Origin of the sequence: Geobacter hydrogenophilus, from assembly GCF_018501225.1 — a bacterium.
Classification (GTDB): domain Bacteria; phylum Desulfobacterota; class Desulfuromonadia; order Geobacterales; family Geobacteraceae; genus Geobacter; species Geobacter hydrogenophilus.
The window spans coordinates 467280-491427 of the sequence record NZ_JAHCZI010000002.1; the positions used below are offsets into that span (position 1 = coordinate 467280).

Annotated in this window: 23 protein-coding genes, 1 tRNA gene and 2 pseudogenes; 1 reads left to right on the top strand and 25 read right to left on the bottom strand. The window is 59.4% G+C overall.

The genetic code is table 11. From position 1 onward, the window contains the following. Window positions 1-12: 12 nt before the first annotated feature. Genes meaB through KI811_RS05810 form a run of 5 tightly spaced genes read right to left on the bottom strand, consistent with a single transcriptional unit; the run spans window position 13 to window position 3490 of the window. Window positions 13-975 (bottom strand): methylmalonyl Co-A mutase-associated GTPase MeaB, encoded by a 963-nt coding sequence (gene meaB, locus KI811_RS05790; RefSeq protein ID WP_214185521.1) that lies wholly within the window; start codon window positions 973-975, stop codon window positions 13-15. Then, window positions 950-1738, bottom strand: coding sequence for an enoyl-CoA hydratase/isomerase family protein (locus KI811_RS05795; protein ID WP_214185522.1), 789 nt, complete (start codon window positions 1736-1738; stop codon window positions 950-952). Before KI811_RS05795 ends, meaB begins: the two co-directional genes overlap by 26 nt. A gap of 11 nt (window positions 1739-1749) precedes the next feature. Next, entirely contained in the window at window positions 1750-2154 is a 405-nt protein-coding gene (icmB, locus tag KI811_RS05800) for a coenzyme B12-dependent isobutyryl CoA mutase small subunit (protein ID WP_214185523.1), read from the bottom strand. 12 nt (window positions 2155-2166) lie between these two features. After that, window positions 2167-2697 carry a cob(I)yrinic acid a,c-diamide adenosyltransferase gene (gene cobO / locus KI811_RS05805; RefSeq protein ID WP_214185524.1) on the bottom strand — a complete coding sequence of 177 codons (531 nt, stop codon included), beginning with the start codon at window positions 2695-2697 and terminating at the stop codon, window positions 2167-2169. Window positions 2698-2710: 13 nt separating this feature from the next. Continuing rightward, the gene (locus KI811_RS05810) at window positions 2711-3490 is read right to left on the bottom strand and encodes an enoyl-CoA hydratase/isomerase family protein (protein WP_214185525.1); all 780 of its coding nucleotides are present in this window, start codon (window positions 3488-3490) and stop codon (window positions 2711-2713) included. Between the two features lie 191 nt (window positions 3491-3681). On the opposite strand from KI811_RS05810, the gene KI811_RS05815 reads away from it, so the two are divergent. Continuing rightward, window positions 3682-3756, top strand: a tRNA-Val gene (locus KI811_RS05815). 513 nt (window positions 3757-4269) lie between these two features. Here KI811_RS05815 and KI811_RS05820 read toward each other — a convergent pair. From KI811_RS05820 to KI811_RS05915, 20 genes and pseudogenes are all read right to left on the bottom strand, one after another. Continuing rightward, on the bottom strand, window positions 4270-4494 hold the full coding sequence (locus tag KI811_RS05820) for a DUF488 domain-containing protein (protein ID WP_246551389.1): 225 nt from the start codon (window positions 4492-4494) through the stop codon (window positions 4270-4272). Window positions 4495-4526: 32 nt separating this feature from the next. Next, window positions 4527-5861, bottom strand: coding sequence for an FAD-dependent oxidoreductase (locus tag KI811_RS18875; RefSeq protein WP_214185526.1), 1335 nt, complete (start codon window positions 5859-5861; stop codon window positions 4527-4529). A 42-nt stretch (window positions 5862-5903) separates the two neighbouring features. Then, a complete protein-coding gene (locus tag KI811_RS05830; RefSeq protein WP_214185527.1) occupies window positions 5904-6200 on the bottom strand; it encodes a Rieske (2Fe-2S) protein in 297 nt (98 codons plus the stop codon). Window positions 6201-6326: 126 nt separating this feature from the next. Then, complete coding sequence (locus tag KI811_RS05835) at window positions 6327-6929, bottom strand: SRPBCC family protein (RefSeq protein WP_214185528.1); 603 nt, start codon at window positions 6927-6929, stop codon at window positions 6327-6329. Between the two features lie 106 nt (window positions 6930-7035). Next, the gene (locus KI811_RS05840) at window positions 7036-7404 is read right to left on the bottom strand and encodes a rhodanese-like domain-containing protein (RefSeq protein WP_214185529.1); all 369 of its coding nucleotides are present in this window, start codon (window positions 7402-7404) and stop codon (window positions 7036-7038) included. A 40-nt stretch (window positions 7405-7444) separates the two neighbouring features. Continuing rightward, the gene (locus KI811_RS05845; protein WP_214185530.1) at window positions 7445-7711 is read right to left on the bottom strand and encodes a hypothetical protein; all 267 of its coding nucleotides are present in this window, start codon (window positions 7709-7711) and stop codon (window positions 7445-7447) included. A 91-nt stretch (window positions 7712-7802) separates the two neighbouring features. Continuing rightward, the gene (gene acnA / locus KI811_RS05850; RefSeq protein ID WP_214185531.1) at window positions 7803-10610 is read right to left on the bottom strand and encodes an aconitate hydratase AcnA; all 2808 of its coding nucleotides are present in this window, start codon (window positions 10608-10610) and stop codon (window positions 7803-7805) included. A gap of 40 nt (window positions 10611-10650) precedes the next feature. Continuing rightward, window positions 10651-11211, bottom strand: coding sequence for a hemerythrin domain-containing protein (locus KI811_RS05855; RefSeq protein WP_214185532.1), 561 nt, complete (start codon window positions 11209-11211; stop codon window positions 10651-10653). Window positions 11212-11230: 19 nt separating this feature from the next. Continuing rightward, window positions 11231-11452: a ferredoxin gene (locus KI811_RS05860; protein ID WP_214185533.1), complete on the bottom strand. Its 222-nt coding sequence runs from the start codon at window positions 11450-11452 to the stop codon at window positions 11231-11233. A gap of 199 nt (window positions 11453-11651) precedes the next feature. Beyond that, window positions 11652-12329, bottom strand: a complete 678-nt coding sequence (gene narI / locus KI811_RS05865; protein WP_214185534.1) for a respiratory nitrate reductase subunit gamma — start codon at window positions 12327-12329, stop codon at window positions 11652-11654. Window positions 12330-12530: 201 nt separating this feature from the next. Next, window positions 12531-13319, bottom strand: a complete 789-nt coding sequence (locus KI811_RS05870; protein ID WP_214185535.1) for a COG4705 family protein — start codon at window positions 13317-13319, stop codon at window positions 12531-12533. A 780-nt stretch (window positions 13320-14099) separates the two neighbouring features. Further along, complete coding sequence (locus tag KI811_RS18750) at window positions 14100-14567, bottom strand: ATP-binding protein (RefSeq protein WP_281875476.1); 468 nt, start codon at window positions 14565-14567, stop codon at window positions 14100-14102. A 7-nt stretch (window positions 14568-14574) separates the two neighbouring features. Then, window positions 14575-14886, bottom strand: coding sequence for a P-loop NTPase family protein (locus KI811_RS18755; protein WP_281415124.1), 312 nt, complete (start codon window positions 14884-14886; stop codon window positions 14575-14577). Continuing rightward, a pseudogene (gene istA, locus KI811_RS05885) lies at window positions 14876-16321 on the bottom strand (IS21 family transposase). Before istA ends, KI811_RS18755 begins: the two are co-directional and overlap by 11 nt. 135 nt (window positions 16322-16456) lie before the next feature. Beyond that, window positions 16457-16966 (bottom strand): nitrate reductase molybdenum cofactor assembly chaperone, encoded by a 510-nt coding sequence (locus tag KI811_RS05890; protein WP_214185536.1) that lies wholly within the window; start codon window positions 16964-16966, stop codon window positions 16457-16459. Next, window positions 16966-18453 carry a nitrate reductase subunit beta gene (narH, locus tag KI811_RS05895; protein WP_214185537.1) on the bottom strand — a complete coding sequence of 496 codons (1488 nt, stop codon included), beginning with the start codon at window positions 18451-18453 and terminating at the stop codon, window positions 16966-16968. The genes KI811_RS05890 and narH overlap by 1 nt, the downstream gene beginning before the upstream one ends. 51 nt (window positions 18454-18504) lie before the next feature. Then, window positions 18505-22119: a nitrate reductase subunit alpha gene (locus KI811_RS05900; RefSeq protein ID WP_214185538.1), complete on the bottom strand. Its 3615-nt coding sequence runs from the start codon at window positions 22117-22119 to the stop codon at window positions 18505-18507. After that, entirely contained in the window at window positions 22107-22967 is an 861-nt protein-coding gene (locus KI811_RS05905) for a c-type cytochrome (protein ID WP_214185539.1), read from the bottom strand. Before KI811_RS05905 ends, KI811_RS05900 begins: the two co-directional genes overlap by 13 nt. A gap of 11 nt (window positions 22968-22978) precedes the next feature. Next, window positions 22979-23329, bottom strand: a complete 351-nt coding sequence (locus KI811_RS18565) for a hypothetical protein (RefSeq protein WP_246551391.1) — start codon at window positions 23327-23329, stop codon at window positions 22979-22981. A gap of 276 nt (window positions 23330-23605) precedes the next feature. Beyond that, window positions 23606-24148 (bottom strand): annotated as a pseudogene (locus KI811_RS05915) (plasma-membrane proton-efflux P-type ATPase); the annotation flags it as partial.

Below are 24148 nucleotides of genomic sequence, written 5' to 3' on the forward strand. Positions count from 1 at the left end.
TCATCGCTACGGTCAAGAGTTAGGCGTCTGCCCCCCTGTGAACCGTTCAGCGATAATCATCTCCACAGCACTGTATGGATCAGTCCGACGTGCCGCCATATCCTCGACAATCTCCCTGAAGCGGCCATTTACATGTATATGGTCATAGACTTCGGCAAAGAGCCGCTCCCTCAGCAAATCCATGAACTGCCGCGCGCTCCGCTCTTCCCTGAGACGTTCAAGTGCCCCGGAATCCACGAGGTGAGCGTGGTGCGCCTCGATCTCATCCACCATCTCTTCGATGCCCTTGTTGCGGCTTGCCTCGGTAAGGAGCACCTTCGGCTGCCAATCGCCCGGTTTGGTCTGCTTCATTTCCAGCATGGCTGAAAGCTCGCGGGCAGTTCGGTCGGCCCCTTCCCGGTCGGCCTTGTTGACCACGAAGAGATCGCCGATTTCGAGCACTCCCGCCTTGATGGCCTGGATATCGTCACCAAGGCCTGGTACCGAAACAACCACGGTCGTATGGGCCATACGGACAATATCGATCTCATCCTGGCCAACACCCACGGTCTCGATGATGACCACATCCATCCCCATGGCGTCCATGACGTTTACCACGTCGCCGGTGGAGCGGGAAAGCCCCCCCATATGCCCACGGGTGGCGAGACTCCGAATAAAGACGCCGGGATCTTCGGCATGGCGGTTCATTCTGATCCGGTCACCAAGAATCGCCCCCCCCGTAAAGGGGCTTGTGGGATCTATGGCCACCACCCCCACTCTGCGCCCCCGTTGACGATAGGCAGCAGTGAGCTGGTCAACCAGGGTCGACTTACCTGCCCCCGGAGGTCCAGTGATGCCCAGTATGAACGCACGTCCCGTGTGGGGATAGAGACTCTTCATCTCCTCGGCAGCGCTCCGAAATCCATCGTCCAGGTCTCGCATGAGACGGGCCGCGGCACGCAGATCGCTGTCAAGTATCCTCTGAGCCAAAGACATTCGTCGTTCCTTCCAAAAATTCAGTCATCCGCCCCCGCTCAGTCGACGTGGCGTAGAGATACGCGTAAGACGCCGCCTCCAGGGCGCAGCCGGTTTTCATGTCACAGTCCTCGGAGGCATTGATCGCCTTCTTCGCCATGGCAAGGGCAGCGGGCGAGACGTTAGCGATCCGCTCCGCAAACGCCACGACCCGCTCCCAGAATTCACCGGCTGGGTATACCCGGTCCACGAGTCCCATCCGCAGGGCATCGGCAGCGCGGTAAGGTTCGGAGGTCATGAAGATTTCCCGGGCGAAATTTCTCCCCACCAGACGTGGCAGCTTCTGGGTGCCGCAAAAACCGGTAATGATACCCAGTTTTGCGCCAGGGTGTGCAATGACGAGCGCATCGCTCGCGATCCGGAGGTCACAGGCAAGGGCCAGGTCGCACCCCCCCCCCATGGTAATGCCGTTAAGAGCACCGATGACTGGCTTGGGACACGACTCCATTGCCTCGAACAATGATTGTCCCAGCTCGCCAAAGGAAAAGCCGTCGGCAGGACCGAACTCCGCCATTTGGGAGATATCGGCGCCGACGGCGAAGGATTCGCCCGGATACCCGGTGATGACGAGACAAACCGCCTCGGGGTTGTGCGAGAGTTCGGTGATGGCCCGTTTCACTTCTCTCAGTGTGGTAATGCTGAGTTTATTGAAACGCTGGCCGGAACACAGCAGGATGTAACCGACTTTATTGCGGATCTCGATACGAAGTTTTTTATACGGCATGGGATAACGTACTATGCGCGCGGGGCCACGTTTTCACGCACCCACTGCACAATGGAGTCGGTTGAGGTTCCCGGCGTAAAAACCTCGCTGACGCCAGCCTGTTTGAGCCCGGGAATATCGTCATCGGGGATAACACCCCCGCCAAAAACTACGATATCATCAGCATTCTTCTCCTTGAGCAGTTGACAGACCCGCGGCAGGAGCGCATTGTGGGCCCCGGAGAGGATAGACAAGCCAACCGCGTCAACGTCCTCCTGGATGGCTGCGGAAACGATCTGCTCCGGCGTCTGATGGAGCCCCGTGTAAATGACCTCAAAACCGGCATCACGGAAAGCTCGGGCAATAATCTTCGCCCCACGGTCATGGCCGTCAAGCCCGGGTTTACCCACCAGAATACGCAGTGTTCTTTCAGTCATGACTCTCTCCCCTTACTTTTCTATTCCAACTCGAGCCGGAACACCGGCGCGATAGTAATGCTTGATCTCCCGCATTTCAGTAACAAGATCAGCGGCAGCGATGACCCGTTCATCAGCATTTCTGCCGGTCAAAACGAGTTCAACGCACAAAGGTTTCTGCTCCATGAGTATCAGCAGATCCTCAACTGGCAACAGGCCGAAAGAAACGGCGCCGTTTACTTCGTCAAGAATAACCAGATCGTACACCCCGGAGGTCAAGGCAGTGCGTGCTGTTTCGAGAGCTTCCCGGGCAAGACGTGCATCCTCCGGATCGGGATTATCCTTATCAACCCATCCCGGCCTCCCGGTCTGGATTATGGTAAAATCGGGAGCAAACCGCTCTGCGGCAGCATGTTCCCCATAGGGGCCTCCCCCCTTCATGAACTGAACCATGAACACCTTCATGCCCCTGCCAAGGGCACGGAAAGCAAGTCCGAGGGCAGCAGTGGTCTTCCCCTTGCCATTACCCGTGTAGATTTGAATACACCCTTGCTCCAGTTTCATGGTCACTTCCCCGTTACCGTCCGGTAAAGCGGGGTTCCCGCTTCTCCATGAAGGCACGCATCCCTTCTTTCTGGTCGTCAGTGGAAAAGCAAAGTGCAAAGGCATCACGTTCCATCAAGCAGGCTGTGGCAAGATCGATACCCGCCCCGGCGTCAATGACCTCCTTCGCCACGCGGAGGGAAAGAAGCCCACGGTTGCAGATATTCTTGACCAACGAGATTGTCTCAGCGAGAAGTCGGTCATCAGCGACAACACGGTTGGCAAGACCAATGGAGTGGGCCTTTGCCGCATTTATCCGCTCCCCGGTGAATATCATCTCCTTTGCCCGTGACTTGCCGATCAACCGCGGCAGACGCTGCGTGCCGCCGAAGCCGGGCATGATGCCGAGAAGAACCTCGGGAGCGGCGAAGACCGCTGATTCAGCAGCGACAATGAAATCACAAGCCAGCGCCAGTTCGAGCCCGCCACCAAAAGCCTGACCGTTCACGGCAGCCACCACCGGTTTTCCGACCCTCTCGACGGCAAACATGAGCCGTTGCCCCAATTCGGCGAATGATGACGCCTCGGCAGGACTCATGCGAGCCATCTCGGAAATATCAGCGCCGGCACAGAAACTCTTTCCTTCACCGGTAACCACAATCCCCTTCACCCGCCCATCGTCCTTAAGCGAGGTGAATGCGGAGAGCAAACCCAAAACCAGATCTCGACTCAAGACGTTACGTGACTCAGGTCTGGCCAAAGAAACAACGGCAATGGCATCGTCGTGCCTGACGGCAATCTGCTTTGCGCTCAAAACCATCTCCTGTTTTAGTACCGATAAAAACCGCAGTGACGGACTATAACAACAGCGCCGATTGGCTGTCAAGGTGTATTCAACGGAAAGTATAACGATTTTTTACTATCACTTAAACTTACTCAATACCCTCGAATAAAATTCACCGCTTGACATGGGATAACGGTTTTGTTATTAACTTTCTACTTTTTGGGCGATTAGCTCAGCGGGAGAGCACTGCCTTCACACGGCAGGGGTCACTGGTTCGAACCCAGTATCGCCCACCAGAAATCACAACCGGCCAAGTCAAGAAACTTGGCCGGTTTTTTATTGCAACTTAAGCAAGTTACAACATCACAGCCCAAATCAACTCAGGCCAAAATCACATCTCCAGAGCAATTCACGCATGGTTTAGTCAAGCCTGTGCCCATTTTGTGCCCAAATCGTGCCCATTTGCCTAAATCACAATATTTTTTAATTTCAAAATCTGACCCCTGCCCTTTGTATGTCAGGGATTTTTTGAGGTTTGACTACTGCCGTTACCCGGTAGTGGTCAAACGGTAACTTTGACTTCGGATGACTACTACCCTTGCAAACTGCAACAGTCTATGTTTATTGATTAATTCGAAATTCAGGAGTGGTAGTGGTCATTATTGGAAGGTTTGACCACTGCATTTCTGTGCCCAAAATTTCTAAAGACAGATGCTTTTGTGCCCATCGTCATTTTATTGAAACCAAGGGATTTGTTGCACATTCTTCGGTAGATTCATGCAGCAGAATTACATTTAAAAAACAGTGCTTTAATCAACATCAGATCCAGGGGAGCCAATGCGACGGTTACGGAGGTATGCACTCATGGTGTCGTGATTGAACTGGGGATTGTGTCGCGAGCGGGGTATCGTGCGCACGTCAACAAGCTGCCTGATACCGTGCGCCCGTAACAGTCCGACGAATTCCTCCAGGCTGCGCGTCGAATGACACACAGTGTATATGGTCAGGGTTGGGGACTCTGTCGCAACTTCCATGACGGCCCGTCCTTTCCTGTCCAGGCATAAGGTCACACGGCCTTGACCGCCTGGTTCGCTGCGATGAGAAGAGGATCCCACACCGGCGAGTAGGGAGGAGCGTAGCTCAGATCGAGTTCAGCCAACTCGAAAACGGTCATCTGCCTGTAAATGGCGGCAGCAAGAACATCCAGCCGTTTTGCCACCACGTCCTGTCCCACCATCTGGCCGCCGAGGAGCAGGCCGCTCCCCCTCTCAAACAGAAGCACGATCCGCATCGTGCCTCCCCCGGGGAATGATCCCCTGGTCGGCGCGTCCACATGGACTTTCCTGAACTCTTTACCCATATCCCCAAGTTGCCGTTCGCTGAGGCCGGTGGTGGCAACCGTCAGATCGAAAAACTTGAACGCGGCGGTCTGATCGATGCCGTGAAACATCGTCATGGCATCGCGGTGAGCGATGTTGCTCCCCGCAATACGCCCCTGTTTATTGGCCACCGGACCGAGCGGCATGTAGCTGTTCCTCCCCAGCTGGCGGACATAGTGCTCGGCGCAGTCCCCGGCAGCAAAGACGCCGGGGAGGTTCGTCCGCAGGAAGCGGTCAACCTTGACCGCCCCGGCAGTTCCGAGCTCGCCCCCAGCCGCAGCGAAAAGATCGGTATTCGGCTTCACGCCGATGGCAACGACCACCAGGCCGGCGTCGAAATCGCCGGCCGTAGTCCGGACCGTGGCGCCCTCTTTTCCCAGGACGTCCACGCCGGCGTGGAATTCGATCCCCTTTTCCGCAATTTTCTCCATCACCTTGACCCGGACCTCCGCTGCAAAGGCGGGGAGAATCGTCGGGGCTTTCTCTACGATGACCGGCCGGATTTTCATGTTGTAGAGAACGTCAGCCACCTCCAGGTTGGTATAGCCGGCCCCCACCAACACCGCACGCGATGGCGCCTGATCACGGATCAGGCGTTTTACCCGCCGCGTGTCGTCCAGGGTCTTGAAGTAGCAGACCGTCGGATCATCGAATCCGGGCAGGCGAAGGGGGACGGGCCGGTTGCCCGTGGCGTAGACCAGGAAGTCATAGCTTTCCCGGTATTCCCGATTCTGCTCCCGGTCGACAACCGTCACCTCCTGCTGATGGGGGTCGATGGCGACAGCTTTATGGCGGAGCCGGTAATCGATGCCGCGCCCGTTTCGGATCGTGTCGAGGCTCAGGGCGTAGAGATCCTCCACCGGCGTATCCTTGAAGAAGAGGTTGTAGGGCATCCCGCAGGCGGCATAGGAGACGTCGCCGGACTTTTCCAGGACAATCGCCTGTGCATCGCGATCCGCGCGTTTGATCTGGCTGGCGGCGGACAGTCCGCCGGCTACCCCGCCTATAATGACTGTTTTCACGGTGCCCCTCCTGTACGTAACGGTTTCTTGGCCTTGCCTCCCTCAGATATCGATCATGATGTCGTCGCCGACCACCTCGACCCGGTAGGTTTTCAGGGTATAGCCGGAATGATCGGTGCAGGCGCCGTTAGCCAGGTCATAGTGCCAGCCGTGCCGCGGGCACGCGATGGTGCCGTCCTTGACGATTCCCGCCAGCATCGGGCTTCCCTGGTGGGGGCAATAGTTTTCGCAGGCGGAGATCTTCCCCTTGTCGTTGATCAGCACCACCTCTTCATTGTTGACGGTGATGAGTTTCTTGCCCCAGAGGGGGACTTCGGCGAGCTTCGCGGCAAACTGCATGTGGGTTTCCTCCTTTTCTCTCATGAATTCGGTACGAAAAACCCGCCGAGACGGAGCATTCCATCCCGTCGTGGCAGTGCTGTAATTTTGGTCACATGGCAACCGCTAATGCAAGGCCAATTGGCCTTATCTCCGCAAAGCCCTCGTTTCCAGTTCCTCGGACTTCTCCTTGAGCCTTTGTTGCTCTTCCTTGATTTCTGCCGTTATCCCCTCTTCTCCCTCTTTCGCCCCTTTCATGAATTCCAGCTCCAGAAAGAATTGTAGATCAACAGGAGTCATGGGATTCTGCACGGAGATGGGAACCGCTGCCACGATGATCTTTCCGCAACAGGTGGGATGGTCGATCAGTTCGCGGTGAATTTTCCTCTCCCTATTGCTTATCCTAATTCGTTCCCTGTAAGGCACGCTCCGTACTGTGACTTCCCTGATAATTGAACTTTCAAACACAAAGGAGTCGAACACCCCGGATACGTGCTCGGTGCTATTTTCCGTGCTTTTGATCTCCTTTAGAGTTCCCCTTTCGAACACAAAAAAATCAAAGCACCCAGATGCGGACTCCATCCCGCGTAACTTAAGTTCCTTGGTAATACCACCTTCAAGCCGTTCCAGCACCCTGACCGCTTCCACTTCCGGCATGTACCTCTGTGGGTTCTCAACACTGTCCAAAACAACGGCCCAGACGGTATCCAATTCAGCTCGCACCCATGTCCTGAAGGTTGTTGTTCTCATTGTTTGATCTCCGGGGGAGAATTATCGGGTGGTGAGGCGTATCTGCCGCTCATGGAACAGATCGCGGCATGCCCAGTCAAGAAGCACTGGGAATAAATACAAGCTGTCAGAGTCCCCTGAGTTTCTTTGATGTATTCCCCACGCCCACTTCCTCTACTGGTAGCCCTGCCTCGCAATATTTATTGAACCCGCCGATCAAGAAGTGAGCATCATTCCAGCCTTGCTGCTGAAGGAAACGCACGGCCCGTAGGCTCGGTTCATCCCCCGGGCAAGTCGAGTAGACAATGATTGGTCGGTCGCGGGGGATTTCGGCGAGATGCTGGTCCAACCCGTCATCTGGCACGCGGAGAGCACCCTTGACCTTCATGACAGCCAGATCCCAGTCTTGGTGGTGTCGCAAATTTACGAAAAACAGCTTCTCTCCGCTTTTTATTCGGGATTTTACTTCGCCGGCAGTGATTCCGAATTCATCCATAAGTCACCCCCATTTTGTTCATCACGACGAATGCCTTCTATCATTCCTCACGTTCCACGGTTCTATAGGCAGAATCGGGGTCACATTCGGGGCGCAGGTATCGATCCAAGTCATCAAAGACCTCATCGACGATCAAGCGGATTGCCTGCACCTTGTTCAGTTCCGGCGGTGTGGCCTGCGTGACGTAGTCATCATGCATCTGGGTAATGGACGTCTTCAAGTCACTCAGCCTGCAATAAACAGCTACCAGTTCCTTGTATTCACTCTCACTGAGTTCCTCCAGCATTTTCGCATCCAGTTTCTTCATGATCGCTTTCTCCTTTTCCGTTGTGACATTGAACTGCAATCCAGACGAGAAGGACAGCGTGTAATGAGACCGTGCTGAAAACTGCTCAATCTCACGTTAATGCCTGGCGCAGCACATAGGGGAGAATCCCCCCATGACGGTAGTAGTCGAGCTCGTTGGGGGTATCGATGCGGACCAGCACATGGAATTCCCTGACCCTCCCGGCGGCGGCCCGGGCCATGACCCGAAGCGTCCCGCCGGGGGTAAGGGAGGGGATCCCCTCGATATCAAAGATCTCCTCTCCGATGAGGCCATAGGTCTCGCGGTTTTCTCCCGGCATGAACTGGAGCGGCAGAACCCCCATGCCGATGAGGTTGGAGCGGTGGATTCGCTCGAAACTCTCGGCAATCACCGCGCGGACCCCCAAGAGCCTGGTCCCCTTGGCGGCCCAGTCCCTGGACGAGCCGGTGCCGTACTCGGCGCCGGCCACGACGATGAGGGGGATGCCTTCCTCTTGGTAGCGCATGGCGGCGTCGTATATGGGCATCGCCTCTCCGTCGCCCTTCCCGTGGGGGAGGTATTTCGTCATCCCCCCCTCGACCCCCGGCACCAGGAGGTTTCTGATCCTGACGTTGGCGAACGTCCCCCGGACCATCACTTCGTGATTGCCGCGACGGGAGCCGTAGGAGTTGAAATCCTCGGGCTGCACCCCCAGGGAAACGAGGTAGCGGCCGGCCGGAGACTCCCGGGCAATTTCGCCAGCCGGGGAGATGTGGTCGGTGGTGACGGAGTCTCCCAGGAGCGCCAGGACCCGGGCGCCGCGGATATCGTCGACCGGTGCCGGAACGGCCGTGACATCGGCGAAAAACGGCGGTTCTTTGAGATAGGTGGACTCCTCCTCCCATTGGTACAGTTCGCTCGCGGGGACAGAAAGCCCCTCCCAGGCCGCGTTGCCTTGCAGGACATCGACATAGCCGCGGCTGAAGTGCTCTGCTGTAATGTGTCTGCGCACCAGTTCGGCAACCTCCTCGTCGGCGGGCCAGATATCCCCGAGATAGACCGGCTGGCCGTTCGGATCGATGCCGATCGGATCGCGGGTAAGATCCATGGCGATGTTCCCGGCCAGGGCGTAGGCCACCACCAGCGGGGGCGAGGCAAGGTAGTTTGTCCGGACGTAGTTGTTGATCCGTCCCTCGAAGTTGCGGTTTCCCGACAGGACCGCCGCCACGGCGAGGCCTCCGTCCACCACGGCCCTGGCAATATGGCCGGGAAGGGGTCCGCTGTTGCCGATGCAGGTGGTGCAGCCGTACCCCACAAGGTGGAAGCGGAGCCCTTCCAGGTATGCCATGAGTCCGGCGGAGGCAAGATAATCGGTCACAACCCGGGAGCCGGGAGCGAAACTGGTCTTTACCCACGGTTTGACCTGGAGGCCCCGCTGCACGGCGTTTCTGGCAAGGAGCCCGGCGGCCATGAGGACCGACGGGTTCGAGGTGTTGGTGCAACTGGTGATGGCGGCAATGACGATGGAACCGTGGCAGAGGTTATAGGCCACGCCGTCGGGCTGGCGCACCGGCACGCATCTCCCCAGGGGGCCGAGCTTCTCGTCCGGGGGGGCAATGGAAAGCTCCGGGGCCACATAGCGGGAAGCACCCCCATCGCCGAACCAGCAGTCCAGGATGCTGCGGTCGATATGGGCCGTCTCGTTCTGCATGAGCCCTGCCAGGGATTTTCGGAATGAGCGGCGCACCCCACCGAGGGGAATCCGGTCCTGGGGGCGAGAGGGGCCGGCCACGCAAGGCTCCACGGTGCCGAGGTCCAGCTCGATGGTGTCCGAGTACCAGGGTTCCGGCTGCTCAGCGCTGTACCAGAGACCCTGCTCCCGGTAGTAGGCCTCGACGAGGGGGACCAGGGTGGCCCGGCCGGTGAGGCGCAAATAGTCGAGCGTCTGTCCGTCCACCGGGAAAACTCCGATGGTTGCCCCGTACTCGGGGGCCATGTTGCCGATGGTGGCGCGGTCGGCCACCGTGAGCGAGGCGAGGCCCGGTCCGAAGAACTCCACGAACGCGCCGACCACCCCCTTCTTGCGAAGCATCTGGGTGACCGTGAGGACCAGGTCCGTCGCTGTTGCGCCGGGGGGAAGCTTTCCCGTGAGCCTGAACCCCACGACGCGGGGAATCAGCATGGAACAGGGTTGGCCCAGGAGCGCCGCTTCCGCCTCGATCCCGCCGACCCCCCACCCTACGACACCCAGGCCGTTGACCATGGTGGTGTGGGAGTCGGTGCCGACAAGGGTGTCGGGATAAACCCATTGTTCGTCATCCTGTCCGGTCACCATGGCAATCCGGGCAAGGTATTCGAGATTGACCTGGTGGCAGATACCGGTATCGGGGGGGACCACGCGAAAATTGCGGAACGCCCCCTGCCCCCAGCGGAGAAACTGGTAGCGCTCGCGGTTGCGCCGGAATTCGAGGCCGGCATTCGTCTCGGGGGCCGAAAGCGTGCCGAACCGATCCACCTGCACCGAATGGTCGATGATGAGGTCGGCCGGCTGCAAGGGGTTGATCCGCGCAGGATCTCCGCCCAGACGCTTCAGGGCCGAGCGCATGGCGGCCAGGTCGGCGATTGCCGGCACGCCGGTAAAATCCTGGAGCAGAACCCGGGCCGGCATGAACTGGATCTCCCGATCCGGGAGAGTCTGGGGATGCCAGTGGCCGAGCGCCACGATATCGTCCCGTTTGACCGTGACCCCGTCCTCGCGGCGCAGGAGGTTCTCCAGCAGGACCATGATCGAGTAGGGAAGCCGCGAAATATCTGCGCGAAACGACGCGGCGAACTTCGGCAGGGAGTGGTAATTGTAACGGGCTCCGCCAACGTCCAGGACCTCCCGGCTTCCGAAACTGTCGAGTCTATTTCGTGACATACTCTCACCTCACCCTTTCTCCGTCTGATTATGAGCCTGATTACAGCCGGTGCGTTTGTTCTGCCAGCACTTCGGCCATCGTCACGAACCGGCGATGTTCATCCTTTCCGATAGACTCCTCGACCTGCTCGAACTTTTCCAGCAGTTCCCGCTGCTCATCGTCGCTCAGAATCTTGTTGGTCATGGGGAACAGCAGATAATTCTCTTTCCAGATATGGTTGGGGTAGAGGTTTACCAATCCTTGCAGGCTCGCGCGCAAGCGCCCATTCGCCTCAGTATCCCCCCTTCCGTAAGCCTCTGCGGCCTCGGCCAGTTCCGCGACAAGTTTCCTGCCGTTCTGATGCTCATGGATGAGAATCCCCAGGGGGCAACCGGTCACCGGCACCCCTTTCGCCTCAAGAAGGGGGAAGAGGTGGCTCTCTTCCTTGCCGTGATGACACCTGTCAGCGAACATCCGCATGAATTCCACTATGTCCCGGAGGACGCCACGGTCCGGCACTTTCCCCGAATCCAACCCTTCAGCAATAGTGGCCATGACGCCCACCACCGTCTGGACAATGTGATGGTCCTCTTCCAGGATATCGGTCGGTTTTTTCTCCATCTTTCTCGTCCTCCGTGGGTCAGGCGAAGCTCCTCAGATAGTCGGGTTCGGTGCTCCAGCTGATGCACGAAACCGGGCAGGCATCAATGGCACCGCTCTGGATATCGTCCTCCGATGCCCCGTTGGGGTCGTAGCATTCCGCCTTGTTGTCGTCATCGAAGCGAAACACTTCGGGAACGCTGTCAACGCAGAGCCCGCAGCTTATGCATTCTCCCTTGTCAACCCATGGTGCTTTGATCATTTGCATCCTCCAGGTAAAAGTTTAGGCGCCGAACACGTTCGGCGCCCCTTTGACACGTAACAACCCTGAATTCCGTTGTGAGTGGCACCAAGAGTACTACACCTCCCGGAGAGTGCAACTTAGGCAAATCATTGGCACTTTGATTTTTGTGCCTACTTCTACCCTGTTTCATGAGTCCACCGACAGGAGCGAGTGAGATCTAGGAGCCTATCGGACGCTTATTCCAGACGGCTACCTGCCAGGGGCGCCACAGATAGGAAATGGGTATCGATACGATGTGCACCAGCCGGGTGACGGGGAAGAGGAGCAGGAGGAGAAAGGCGTTGACCAGGTGCACCTTAATCATCAACGGGAGCGGAACAATGTATTTGATGTCCGGGTTGAGGCATGCCAGGGAGTGGAGCCAGGGGACAGCCAGCGAGAGATACCAGAGCGAACCCCAGCGATAGACGAGGGCGTTGTACAGTCCGGTGGCCACCTGAAGGAGGAGCGCGGCTAACAGGAGCAAATCCATTACCGTGGCAACCGCCCACGCCTTCGGACTGGCGATCCGCCTGAGGAGAAGAACGACGAGGCCGGCAAGGGTGAAGAGCCCGAGGGCCAGACCGGTCGCTTCGATGGCTGCAAGGCGGAGCGGGTCGCCGAGGAGGCGCCCCCAGAAACCTGGGAAGAGCAGTGCCACCAGGTGGGCGAGGAGGATCAAGACGATGCCGTAATGCCAGGCCACACTCCCCCAGAAAAGGACCCGGTTGTCCAGAAACTGGGAAGAGAGGCTCGAAAAGGAAAACCGTTCCCTCGAATACCGATACACCCCGCCGCCGACCGCAACGGCGAGGGCGACATAGGGGAAAACAGCGAAAAAGAGGTAATCAGTCATAGGGTCACCACCGTTCAGGGGCGTTCGGCCGGCCGCCCATGCTCCCGCCGTTATCGAGGGGGTTTCCTGATCAGCGTCAACTATTTTTTCCGGTCAACGACAATTAAAATTTCTGGTTTGTGGATGTTGCCCGGCTCGTCGGACGTCTGAGAGGATTCCATGAATCGTTTGAGTGGGCCCAATAGCACTTGCACACGAGACTCAGTCGCCGCGCCCTGTGTTAGCTGGCCGCTGCGGTATCAGCAGGATGCAAGTGGCCATGAACGCGAGCAAGACTAGCGATGCGTAGAGCCTGTTCAGGTGCAAGCCGCCTTGGGAAATAGGCTTGTCGAGAAAATCGCCGACAGTTGCGCCCAGCGGACGCGTGAGTACGAAAGCCACCCAAAACAATATGGTGCGCGAAATGCTCGTCCAAAAATATATGCCAGCCACCACCAGCAAGGCGGCTCCAAAAATCAGCGCCGAATACTCGTAGCCAAGCCCCAAACCGCCCCGGTCCGAACCCGCAATCCAGTCGCCTAAGGCCGTGCCAAGAGTCTGCGAAAAGAGGATTGTGCACCAGTAGAACCACTCTGCCCGCCTCGTCGTGATGCTTCGAATCGACACAGTGCCCTCAACGCGATACCAGAGGAACAAGCTGGTGAGGAGCAGTGCTGAAATGATGCTGGCACCGCCTGGATAGCCCACGCCAACTGACCTGTCGAAAAAGTCGGCCATGGTGGTGCCCAAAGTAGTGGTGGCCACAATCGTTGGCCAGTACAGGAACGGATGAAAGCATACTGCCTTAATCTGTCCGTAGACCAGGGTGATGAAAATCGCGGCGAAAATCGCTGCCCCGACGAGGTAGCCCAACTTGAGCGACATCGTGACCCAGTCGCCGCCGGTCTCACCCAGCGTGGTGGCGGCGACCTTGACCACCCAAAAGCCCAACGTCACGGCGGGCACTTTTGTGACGGTTTGCTCGATGACCTTTTGAGTCGTGTTATTCATCGTGGTCCTTTGTTTGTAATATTGGAGAAGTGGCTGGTGTCAGGTCAATGTCGGATCAATGTAGCATTGTACTCGTCTGCCTTTCGGGGACTGGCGCTTCATTGGCGGCTGCCGGGAGTTGGTGATGGCACTTGTGGTAACTTCGCAGCGGCAGTTTATTTAGACTTTTTCTCCTTGCTCTTTTCTGCCCGTTCCTGTTTCTGCGTTTCGTGCTTATGAGAAATGACCCTTCCGGTCCCTGCGTCTACCATTACCTCCTCGATTCCCGGCTTTCCTGGTACACGGATGTCAAAGGAGTAGACCAAGCACCCCTGTTCAACCTCCAGTTCACCCTCGGAATGGCTTTTTGAAGATGTTTTGACTTTTGCAAATGCAGCTTTTCGGGTTCTGAAATTTTCGCAAGCCCTGGTAAGGCCGAGTCAAGAGTATCCTTTGGTGGATGTATGCTGCAATTGAGGCCGGCAGCAAGTACAGAACAAGGAACAAGGAACAAGGAGCGATACTGCTGTGATGAGTCGCTTCATAGCACATTCCTTTCTTTAGAGGGTGTCCTGCGTAACTCAAATTATATCGCTAGGTTGTGACACAGCAAGAGTCACCCCACTTACAGGTTATCTGAGTTGACCTGGGATACCGGAGGTAATGTTCAGTAATATCCACCGCTTATTTCCCATCTCCTGGACACCTGCGGCAAAGTCTGCTTATACCTATATCTTGCTCCTGTGACTCTGAGCAAAAAACAAAACAGTGGTTACCCCGTGCATTCCATAACTTTTCCTCTCACAGGGTATCTTGCTGAGGCTGTGCCTGAGCCTTCGTTTTCTGGGATTCCTCCAAGCGATAGCTGGGGATGTTCAGCTCGACTATGACGCTGTGGTGAACGAGCCGGTCGATCGCTGCCGCCGTGGTCATTGGGTCCTTAAAGATCTGCTCCCATTTGGAGAAGGGCAGATTGCTCGTGAGCATGACGGAGCTTCGCTCATAGCGGTCGGCCAGCAGAGTGAAGAGCACTTCCATCTCCTCGCGACTTTGCTGAACATAGCCGATGTCGTCGATGATCAGCGCCTCGTACTTCGCGTACTGTTTGAGGACACGCGCCAGTTTCAGGTCTCTTTTCGCGACCAGAAGCTCCTGTACCAGGAGATTGCACGGGGCAAATCGCACCTGGCGGCCCTGATGAATCAGTTCCTGTGCGACCGCGCAGAGCAGGTGAGTCTTGCCGCTGCCGGGATTGCCAAATGCAAGCACGTTTTCCTTATGATCCAGGAAGTTTCCCTTCAGGAGCTGGGTCAGTTTGTGCGTCCACCTTTCGGGGCAGTCGCTTGCGATTGAAAGCCTTCAGGTCTTTCTCCAGCGGTAGCTTCGAGTCCCTGAGCAACCGTGCCGTCCTTGCGTTACAACGCGCTTCGCGCTCCAGTTCGGCCAGCTCAAGGAGGTAGCTCTCGTACTCCCAGTTGTCCCGGCGGGCAACGATTGCAATGTCCTGATAGCAGCGCCGGATGGTCGGGAGGTGGAGGTCGGTAAGGTGGCGGTGTAGGCGACCGGCTTTCTCTTTCTCACATTGCATATGCCACCTCCTCCATTGATAGGAGACGGTCGTAGCTGGAAAGATCGACTGCTGCAACCCCTACGTCGGTGACAGGCGACGGAAGCTGCTGAGCATGCACCAGTTCCTCCACGGCCTGTGCCGTGATTGGTTGCCGTCCGCACAACTCGGTCAGCGCCATTGTGACCGCCGATTCGCCCTCTTTGGCCGCCATCGCCAATATCTTCAGGTGCTCGCGGGCGGCCAATTGCTGCGTGTGACGTTCTTTGAGTTCGTCATAGGCGAGCCGGAAGCAGCTACCGGGAAACATCTCCTCCCGGTACCGATAGTTCTCGAAGGCGCCCGGCTTTCGCTGCAACTGGTCAGTGACATGCCGGTAATTGATGAGATGCCGGCACTTGCCGCGCAGGCGGGGCAGCCGGTCCACCCGCTTCTGGGCGTAGTAAAGGTCAAGATGGTCGGCAAAAACCTGTACCTGAAGAGTCTCTCCGATCAAGCGGCTTTCAACCGAATAGCTGTTGTTATTGACCCGGATAGTGCTGGTGCGACCGACTGTGACCTCAAGGCGCGTGCAGCTTTCCAGGCGCCTTTCCGGCAGATTGCGCAGTACACGCTGCTCCTCCAGCAATCGCTCGCGGCGACCACGGTTCAGCCTGGTGAAGAGGTCGCGTAAAAAGAGCCGGTATTGCTCGATGCTGTCGAAGTCGAAGCTGCCGCGCAACAGAAGAGCTTGCTGGATCGCCTTCTCAACCGGTGGTTGCTCTGTTCCACGTCGCCGTTCTCGTTGGGGCTAGCGGCCTGCGTCTTGCGGCCGGTCAAGCCGTAGTGCCTGAGCAGAGCTTGGTACCGTTGGGTGAATTCCTCCTGGTGCAAAGCGTTGTGCACCGCCGCCGTCAGTCGGTCCGTTTGGTGGGCTTGCGGCACACCGCCCAGTTCCCACAACGCCGACTGTAGTCCCTCACTGAGGCTTTCGAAGCTCTCTGAGTAGCAGATACTGCCGGTTTCCCAGTTTGAGTAGGTGAGTATGAAGTGATAGATGAGGTGATCGAACGGCTGCTTCCCGATGGTGATGCCGAGCTTGCCCATGCGTGTGTAATCTGACTGGGCCAGCTCGCCGGGGGGTGTAGTTGCGGGAAAAATACTTCCTTCGACGGACTTCCAGAGCACGCCATCGTTTCACCCGACGCTGGAGGGTGCGCAGTTGACCGTCAGCGAAGGTGCCGGGAAAACGGCGCTGGAGATCCTCGAAGTGGGTCTTTGCCTCTAGCCCAGGGCTCTCAGCCAGCTTCTCACGGACTTCCTCCCAATGGGCTTCAAAGGGGTCCGTCCTGGTTCGCCAGTTGTGCTCTTTTAGGAACTCGCTGGGCAGTTTACCCGACTTCACGTATTTGCGGGCTGTCTTCTCGTCCATGCCGGCTTTGGCAGCAGCAATGTAGCCTGTGGCTTCAGTTTGCATCAGCTTGAATAACCTCCTTACTTGTTGATCGGTGACCATCCGCCATCCTTTTCTACAAAGATGGGCGGAGTTTATAATCCCTAAATGTTCCGAGAAATATAATTGTCGCCGAACGGGAGGTTTAATTGTCGCTGATCAGTTTCCCTCTTCCAACAGGAGCACGAGGGCCCCGATCACGTGCCGATAGGGGTTCTCACTCTCTCCGAACGTCGCCACCATCTTCGCCGCGGCGGGGTGAAGCCCCTCAAAGACAAGGTCCCGCGCCATCCCGCTCTCCGGCTCCAGGGCAAGGAACCGGAGAATGGCGCAGATATGGTCCGGCAGCTCGGAATCGGGCGGCACATCGAGAGCGGCATAGCGCTCCTTGAGCCTGATCATGAAGAGCGCCCGTCGGCAGTCCTCCCCGAAGAGGTGATACCCGACATGGGGGGAGCAGAGCGGCTGGAGGTCAAAGGTGCCGGTGTAGATCTCCTCGAGCCTGCTTAGTGGCGTTTCGGCGACAACGGTCCGGAATCTCCCCAGGCGCCGCGCGGCATTCATGTCCAACGGGGCAAGGAGGTTCAAGGCATCCTCGACGCGCCCGGCCAGATGCGGTGTTGGATAATCGAGAACATCCGCGAAGCAGCGGTACAGGTTTGCGACCATCACCATCCCCTCTTCGGAGGCCGGAGGAATCCCGTTCCCCCCTCCCCCTTGCGGTCGGCCGGGTCGACCGACATTTCCATCGCCATCTCCCGCATGAAGGGGGGGACAGCGTGCCGCTCATCAAACCCGGCAAGTGACGACATGTGGTAGATCGCCTCAGTGTCAGAGGTGGTGACGCCCGCTTCCGCAAGGAGCCGCTCCAGCTCCCCCTCCGGCACCTCTCCCGTGGTGGCTGCCCGGCGGTGAACGCGGACCGCCATGAGTTTCCGGTAGACCTCGCGGATGATTTCTTCATTGCCCGCCGAAAAGAGGGATGCGAGGTAGCGGAGCGGCAATCGGGCCTGCTCCGGGGAGCCGAAGAACTCCCCTCCCACTTCGTAACGGCCATTCTCGCAATCGGCCGCCACCGGCAGGAGCGGAGGGACATAATAGAGCATCGGGACGGTGCCGAATTCGGGATGAAGCGGCAACGCCAGCCGCCACTCCTTGACGAATCTGTAGACCGGCGATTTCCGGGCAGCGGCCAGGACCGCCTCGTGGATCCCCTCTTCCTCGGCCTTTTTGACGACCTCGGGATCGGAAGGATCGAGAATCATCTCCCGCTGGGCCTGCACAAGCTCATCGTCGGGACGCGAGGCGCTCCGCTTGATCCGCTCCGCGTCGTAGAGGAGCACGCCCAGGTAGCGGATCCGTCCGACGCAGGAATGGAAGCAGGCCGGTGCCTGGCCGGTCTCCTGGCGGGGATAGCAGAGGATGCATTTCTCCGATTTGCCGCTGCCCCAATTGTAATAGACCTTCTTGTAGGGACATCCCGAAACGCACATGCGCCAGGCCCGGCACTTCTCCTGGCTCACGAGCACAATGCCGTCTTCGCCTCGCTTGTAGATGGCCCCGGCGGGACAGGCGGCCACGCACCCGGGATTCGCGCAGTGGTTGCAGATCCGGGGAAGGTAGAAGAGGACCATCCGCTCCAGGAGGAATAGCTGCCTCCGCTCCTCCTCGCTCACGGAGGCAAGGTTCGGGTCATGGGCCCCATAGACGGGAGAGCCCCCGAGATCGTCGTCCCAGTTGGGGCCTGCCTCGATGTCGATGGGCTCTCCGGTCACCAGGGAGACCGGGCGCGCCACCGGCTGGTCATCCCCCGCAGGCGAGCTGAGGAGATCCCCGTACTGGTAGGTCCACGGCTCGTAATAGTCGTCGATGGTCGGGAGACGGGGATTGTAGAAGATCTTCGCCAGTCCCCCACCCCGGGAATGGAGCCTAAGGCGAAGCCCCTTGTCGGTTCGTTCCCACCCTCCCCGGTACTTCTCCTGGTCCTCCCAGAGGGTCGGATAGCCGGTCCCCGGCTTGGTCTCCACGTTGTTCCACCACATGTATTCGGCGCCCCGGCGGTCGCTCCAGATGTTCTTGCAGGCGATGCTGCACGTGTGGCAGCCGATGCACTTGTCCAGGTTGAACACCATGGAAACCTGGGCACGGACTTTCATGGCGCTTCTCCTTCCTCAGGGCTGGTCACGAAATAACCGTTCCATATACCCCTAATAGCGGGGGGTTCCCTCAAGCTTGTGCACATACACATAGGTGTCCCGGTCGCTCCCCGGCGGTCCCCAGGCATTGAAGGCGTAAGAGATCTGGCCGTAGCCGCCGGCCATCAGCACCGGCTTCAGCCGGGCCCGGGTCAGGCTGTTGTGCCCGCCGGCGCGCCTGTTCCCCCTGAGGGGGGACACGGGGACGGAAATGGTCCGCTCCGGGGCGTGATAGTAGATGCCGATCCCCCGCGGGATCCGGGCGCTCACCACGGCCCGGGTCACCACAACCCCGTGGTCGTTGTACACTTCCACCCACTCATTGTCCCTCACCCCGATCTCCTCGGCATCCCGGTCGTTCAGCCAGAAGGGCTCGATACCGCGGGACAGGGTGAGCATCCGGTGATTGTCGTAATAGGTGGTATGCATGTGCCACTTGCCGTGGGGGGTGAGGCAGTTGAGCATGAGAGCCTTGCCGACCGGCCCGCTCTTCGCGAGGTGACCCGATTCCTCCGTGTCGATCTTTGTCTTGAAGGTCGGGAGGTGTTCGCCAAAGGCCCGATACCACTCGTGATCCAGATAGAAATGCTGGCGGCCGGTCAAGGTCCGCCAGGGGACCAGGCGCTCCACGTTGAGGCAGTAAGGGGCATAGGGGCGTCCGTTGTTGGTGATCCCCGACCAACAGGGGCTCGTGAGGATGCGCCGCGGCTGGCTGACCAGGTCGCTGAAGCGATACCTGGTCCCCCGGTAGTCGGAGGCAAGATCGGCGAGGGCGAGTCCGGTCTTCTCCTCCAGGGACCGGAAGGCGCGCCAGGCGACCTCGCCGTTGGTCTCGGGCGCAAAGTGGAGCAACGCGTTTGCCGCATCGACCACCTCCGCAAGGGAGGGGTACCGTTTCCCGTCCCACTCGTGGACAGGAGAACTTTCCAGCAGTTCGTCATAGAGATCGGCAACCGGCCAGCGGAGTCCCCGCTCCTCAATCCCCTCCCGTTTCACCCCCTCGCCCAGCGAGACAATGCGGTCGAAGAGATGGACGTAGTCCCGTTCAACCACGGCAAGCCGCGGCATGGTCGTGCCGGGCACCGCCTCGCACTCTCCCCGGTGCCACCCTCTCACCTCGCTCTGGGCGATCTCGCCAGGGGTGTCGTGGAGAAGGGGCGCGGCAACAATGTCCCGAACCGGCTCAGGGAAGTGAATTTTTGCCAGCGCCGAGATCTTCTCCGCCAGGGCCTTGAATATCTCCCAGTCGCTCCGTGATTCCCAGCAGGGGGGGACGGCGGCCGACAGGGGGTGTATGAACGAGTGAAGATCCGTGGTATTCAGATCGTCCTTTTCGTACCAGGTGGCCGTGGGGAGGACGATGTCGGAGTAGAGGGCCGAGGTGTCCATCCGGAAGTTGATGTCCACGACCAGGTCGAGCTTTCCCCGGGGGGCGGCGCCCTGCCGCGTCGCGTTCGCCACCCCCGCGGCGGCGCATTCGTCGGCGATGCTGCTGTCATGGGTGCCGAGATAGTGCCTGAGAAAGTATTCGTGCCCCTTGGCGCTGGAGAGGAGCGCGTTCCCCCGCCAGATGAGCCAGAGCCGGGGCCAGTTTTCCGGAGCATCCGGCTCTTCCACGGCGAACCGGAGCCTCTTCTTCTCCAGTTCCTCGACGACCCAGCGGATGATCTCTTCGTCACTCTTCGCCCCCGCCGCCTCCGCTTCCTTCACGAGTTCGACCGGGTTGCGGCCGAACTGGGGGTAAAAGGGGAGCCAACCCATACGGACCGCGTCCACCTGGAGGTCCATGGGGTGACGGCCGGCCGGCCCTGCCTGCGAACCGGGATGCGGCTCCGCCGTTCCCCCGTCATAGCGCCACTGGTCGCTGTGGACGTAGTGGAACGAGGGTGTGTTCTGAAACCGCGTCCCCTTCGTCCAATCCTTGGCAAAGGCGAGGAGGGACCATGACGACTCGGGGGCGACCTTCTCCTGGCCGGTGTAATGGTTGAGCCCGCCGCCGTTCACCCCGACGCAGCCGCAGAGGATGAGGGAGGTGATTCCGGTCCGGTAGGTCAGGTTGCTGTGATACCAGTGGTTTGCGCCGGAACCGACGATGATGGTGCATCTGCCGCGGGTTCTCTCAGCGGTGCCGGCCCACTCCCGGGCAAAGCGGATCAGGGTCTCGCGACCCACCCCGGTGTACTCCTCCTGCCAGGCGGGGGTTCCGGGGGTGGCGGCATCGTAATCCTCTGGATAGTCTCCGGACAGGCCGCGGCCGACACCGAAGTTTGCCATGAGGAGGTCGAAGACCGTCGTGACGGGAATTTTCCCGGCGGCGGTCTCCAGATACCTGACCGGAACGCCCCGCGCGACGCTCGTCCCGCCGGCGTAATCGGTGATGCCGACCGGCAGCACGTCGTCCCGTCCGTCAAGAAGGGAGAGAAGGGGCTCGATCTCTGTACCGTCGAGGCCATCCTTCATCTCCAGGTTCCACCTCCCCGTTTCACTTTGCCAGCGGAACCCGATACTTCCCGTGGGCATCCTCGGCTCCCCGCTCACCCGGTCGAAAACGAGGAACTTCCACTCTCCGTTTTCCTCCCCCTGGTAACGGGCCAGGGATCCCGCGCGCAGGAACCTTCCCGGCAGATAGCGCCCCCCCTCACCCCTGTCGAGCGTCACGAGGAACGGAGCGTCCGAATAACGCGAGAGATAGTCGGCAAAGTACGGGACGTGGCGATCGACATAACATTCCCTGAGGATGACGTGGTTGACCGCCATCCAGAAGGCCCCGTCGTGGCCGGCGGTCACGGGAAGCCACCAGTCGGCATATTTCGAGACTTGGCTGAAGTCGGGCGAGAGGACCACCAGCTTGGCGCCGTTGGTGCGCGCCTCAACGGCGAAATGGACGTCCGGGGTGCGCGTCATGGAGAGGTTTGTCCCCATGACCACGATGTACTTGCTGTTGTACCAGTCGGCGCTCTCCGCCACGTCGGTCTTCTCTCCCCAGGTCTCGGGGGAGGCGGGAGGCAAATCGGCGTACCAGTCGTAAAAACTCAGCACTACCCCTCCCAGGAGCGAGAGGAGTCTGGTTCCGGCGGCGTAACTGCACATGGACATGGCGGGAATGGGGGAAAACCCCACGACCCTGTCCGGGCCGTACCGTTTTACCGTATAGAGCGTGGACGCGGCCACGATCTCCAGCGCCTCGTCCCAGGATACCCGGCGAAACCCTCCTTTCCCCCGGGCCTGCTGATAACTGCGCCGTTTCCCGCTATCCTCCACAATGGAGCCCCAGGCGGCCAGCGGATCGTGGTGTTCTTCCTTCGCCGCCCGCCAGAGGTCGAGGAGGTTCCCCCGGATCGTCGGGTATTTTATCCGGAGGGGACTGTAGATGTGCCAGGAGAAGGAGATCCCCCTCTGGCAGCCGCGAGGCTCATAGGGGGGGATCCCCGCTTCGAGGCGCGGGTAGTCGGTGGCCTGCATCTCCCAGGCTACGATCCCCTCCTTCACGTAGACCTGCCACGAGCACCCGCCGGTGCAGTTGACGCCATGGGTGCTCCGCACGACCCGATCGTGCTGCCAGCGGTTACGGTAAAACTCCTCCCATCGCCGCGCCTTCGGATCTGTCAGGTCCTTTATCCAACCCATCGCCCCTCACCTCCCCCCTTAGTCGCCTCAGCCACCAGGGCCTTGCGGACACTCCCGAGCCTCCGGCGCCCCAAGGCGCCGGTCAGGAGCAGGAGCGCCAGTAATCCGGCTCCCGCACACAGGACGATGGGCGTCGTTTCCACCGCCGGCCGCCTCGGTGTCGCTTTTCTGAAAAAGGCCCGTAAATCCCCCTGTTCTTTGGGGGTAAGGGGATGGTCACCGAAGATCGGCTTCATGGTCGGAAAGGGGAGCGTCGCAAGGGCAGAGGATAGCGCGGCATCGCCGAACGTCGTGGCGATCGTGGTCAGGTCGGGACCGAGAGTGCCGCCCCCCAGAGGAGCGATGCCGGCCACGTGGTGACAGGCGATGCAGGGGGTGCCCCCCCTTGCGAAGGTGAACTCCCCGGCAAAGAGTTTCTCTCCCATCGACGGGTCCCCCTTCGGAGCAGGCGCGGCAGCGGGCTTGGCTCCCTGTGGAGGAGTTTCCTCCCCAGCCGCCAGATAGTCGAGGAGGGCATCGACCTGATCCTGATCGAGTCCCAGGTTCGGCATCGGTACCTTGTTAAACTCCTGGAAAAGCCTGGCGGCAACCGGATCACCGCTTGCCAGCACCTTGTCCGGCGCGGAGATGAACCGTTCAAGCCATGCCCGGTCCCGCAGGGTCGTCACCCCCTTGAGATCCGGACCCACCAGCCTTCCACCACCGATGGTGTGGCAAGGAGAGCATTTCGCCTGGAAAAGGGCTTTTCCTCCACCCCCCTCTGCGTTCTCTTCGGCAGACCCATGGAAGGGGGAGACGGCAGAAATCGCCACCGCAACCACCATGGCCGGAAGTATTCTTCGCATCATCGCGGCGCCCTTCACGACCGGTTCCTCACCATCCTATAGGTGAACCCCGTGGCGACCAGGAGGGGGAATGCGCCCAGGGCGATGAAAACGAGGTCCCCCGGCATGCGAAGCCATTCGATGAGGCGGGGGATCGCCCTGTTGAGAAATTCGGGCCCCAGGTAGGCGCCGGTGACAAGGATGTCGTCCCGGGTGAAGATGGTCGTCCCGTCCCCGCTCGCCACCCTGTCGGGGATCGGCGGCGCATCCTGGTAGCTCCGAACGGCGATCCAGGTCAGCACCGTAAACCCGAGCACGAGGACAAAGATGACGGAATTTCGCCACCAGGGTGAAAGAAATTCGAGCGGTGTGGTTCTTTCAGCCATGAGCGTCCCTCCTTCCCGCGTCCATTCCTGGACATTGGGACGTATCGTCCATCACAATCATCTGATATCAGGCGGGCGCACAGACAACGGTACAACCTTTTCAGGGAAATACAACTCAAGTGGGAGGCTCAACAGCGTGTGTAGCAAATGGATCATCCAGTCGAGAGAAGAGTGCGGCTTGACCTCGCAGGGGACTACATCGTCATGCCTACAACAAGGAGAACGCCCCGCAGATCGCCTTCTACGCCCACAAGGTCACCGAGGTCCCACGGCCCATCAACGCCGTACTTTCTCCAACAGTCCCGGAGCCCGCCGGTCGAAGATGCGGTAGGCCCCCAGCTTTGCCCGGTCCTCGATCACGAACCAGACAAGGGCGTAGGCCCAGACGATCCCGCCCCATGCCCAGCCGATGGGAGCCATGAAGAGGCCATAGACCGCGATGGCGGTGGCAACGAGCTGGGTGCCGACGGTGGCGGCCAGAAGGGCCGTGGCCGGCCGGCTGCTCCAGAACGGCCCCCGCGCCCTGGCGGCGAAGATGGTGAGGTGCCCTGATACCGAGAGCTTTAGGTAGATGAGGCTCTGGATGACGTCGCGGCCAAGACCCGAGAGCCGTTCCGCCAGGTAGAAGAGGCCGAAGGTGGCGATGACGCCGACGATGCCGAGGACCGTGGATACGCCGAGGACCACCGGCATGTTCCAGGATTGGGGCTCCGGGGCCGGCTCCTGCCGGTCAACGGCGATGGCGAGAATCGCCCCGTCGTTCAGAAGCGCCAGAAGCACGATCATCACCGCCGTGACCGGATAGAAGTTGAAGACAAG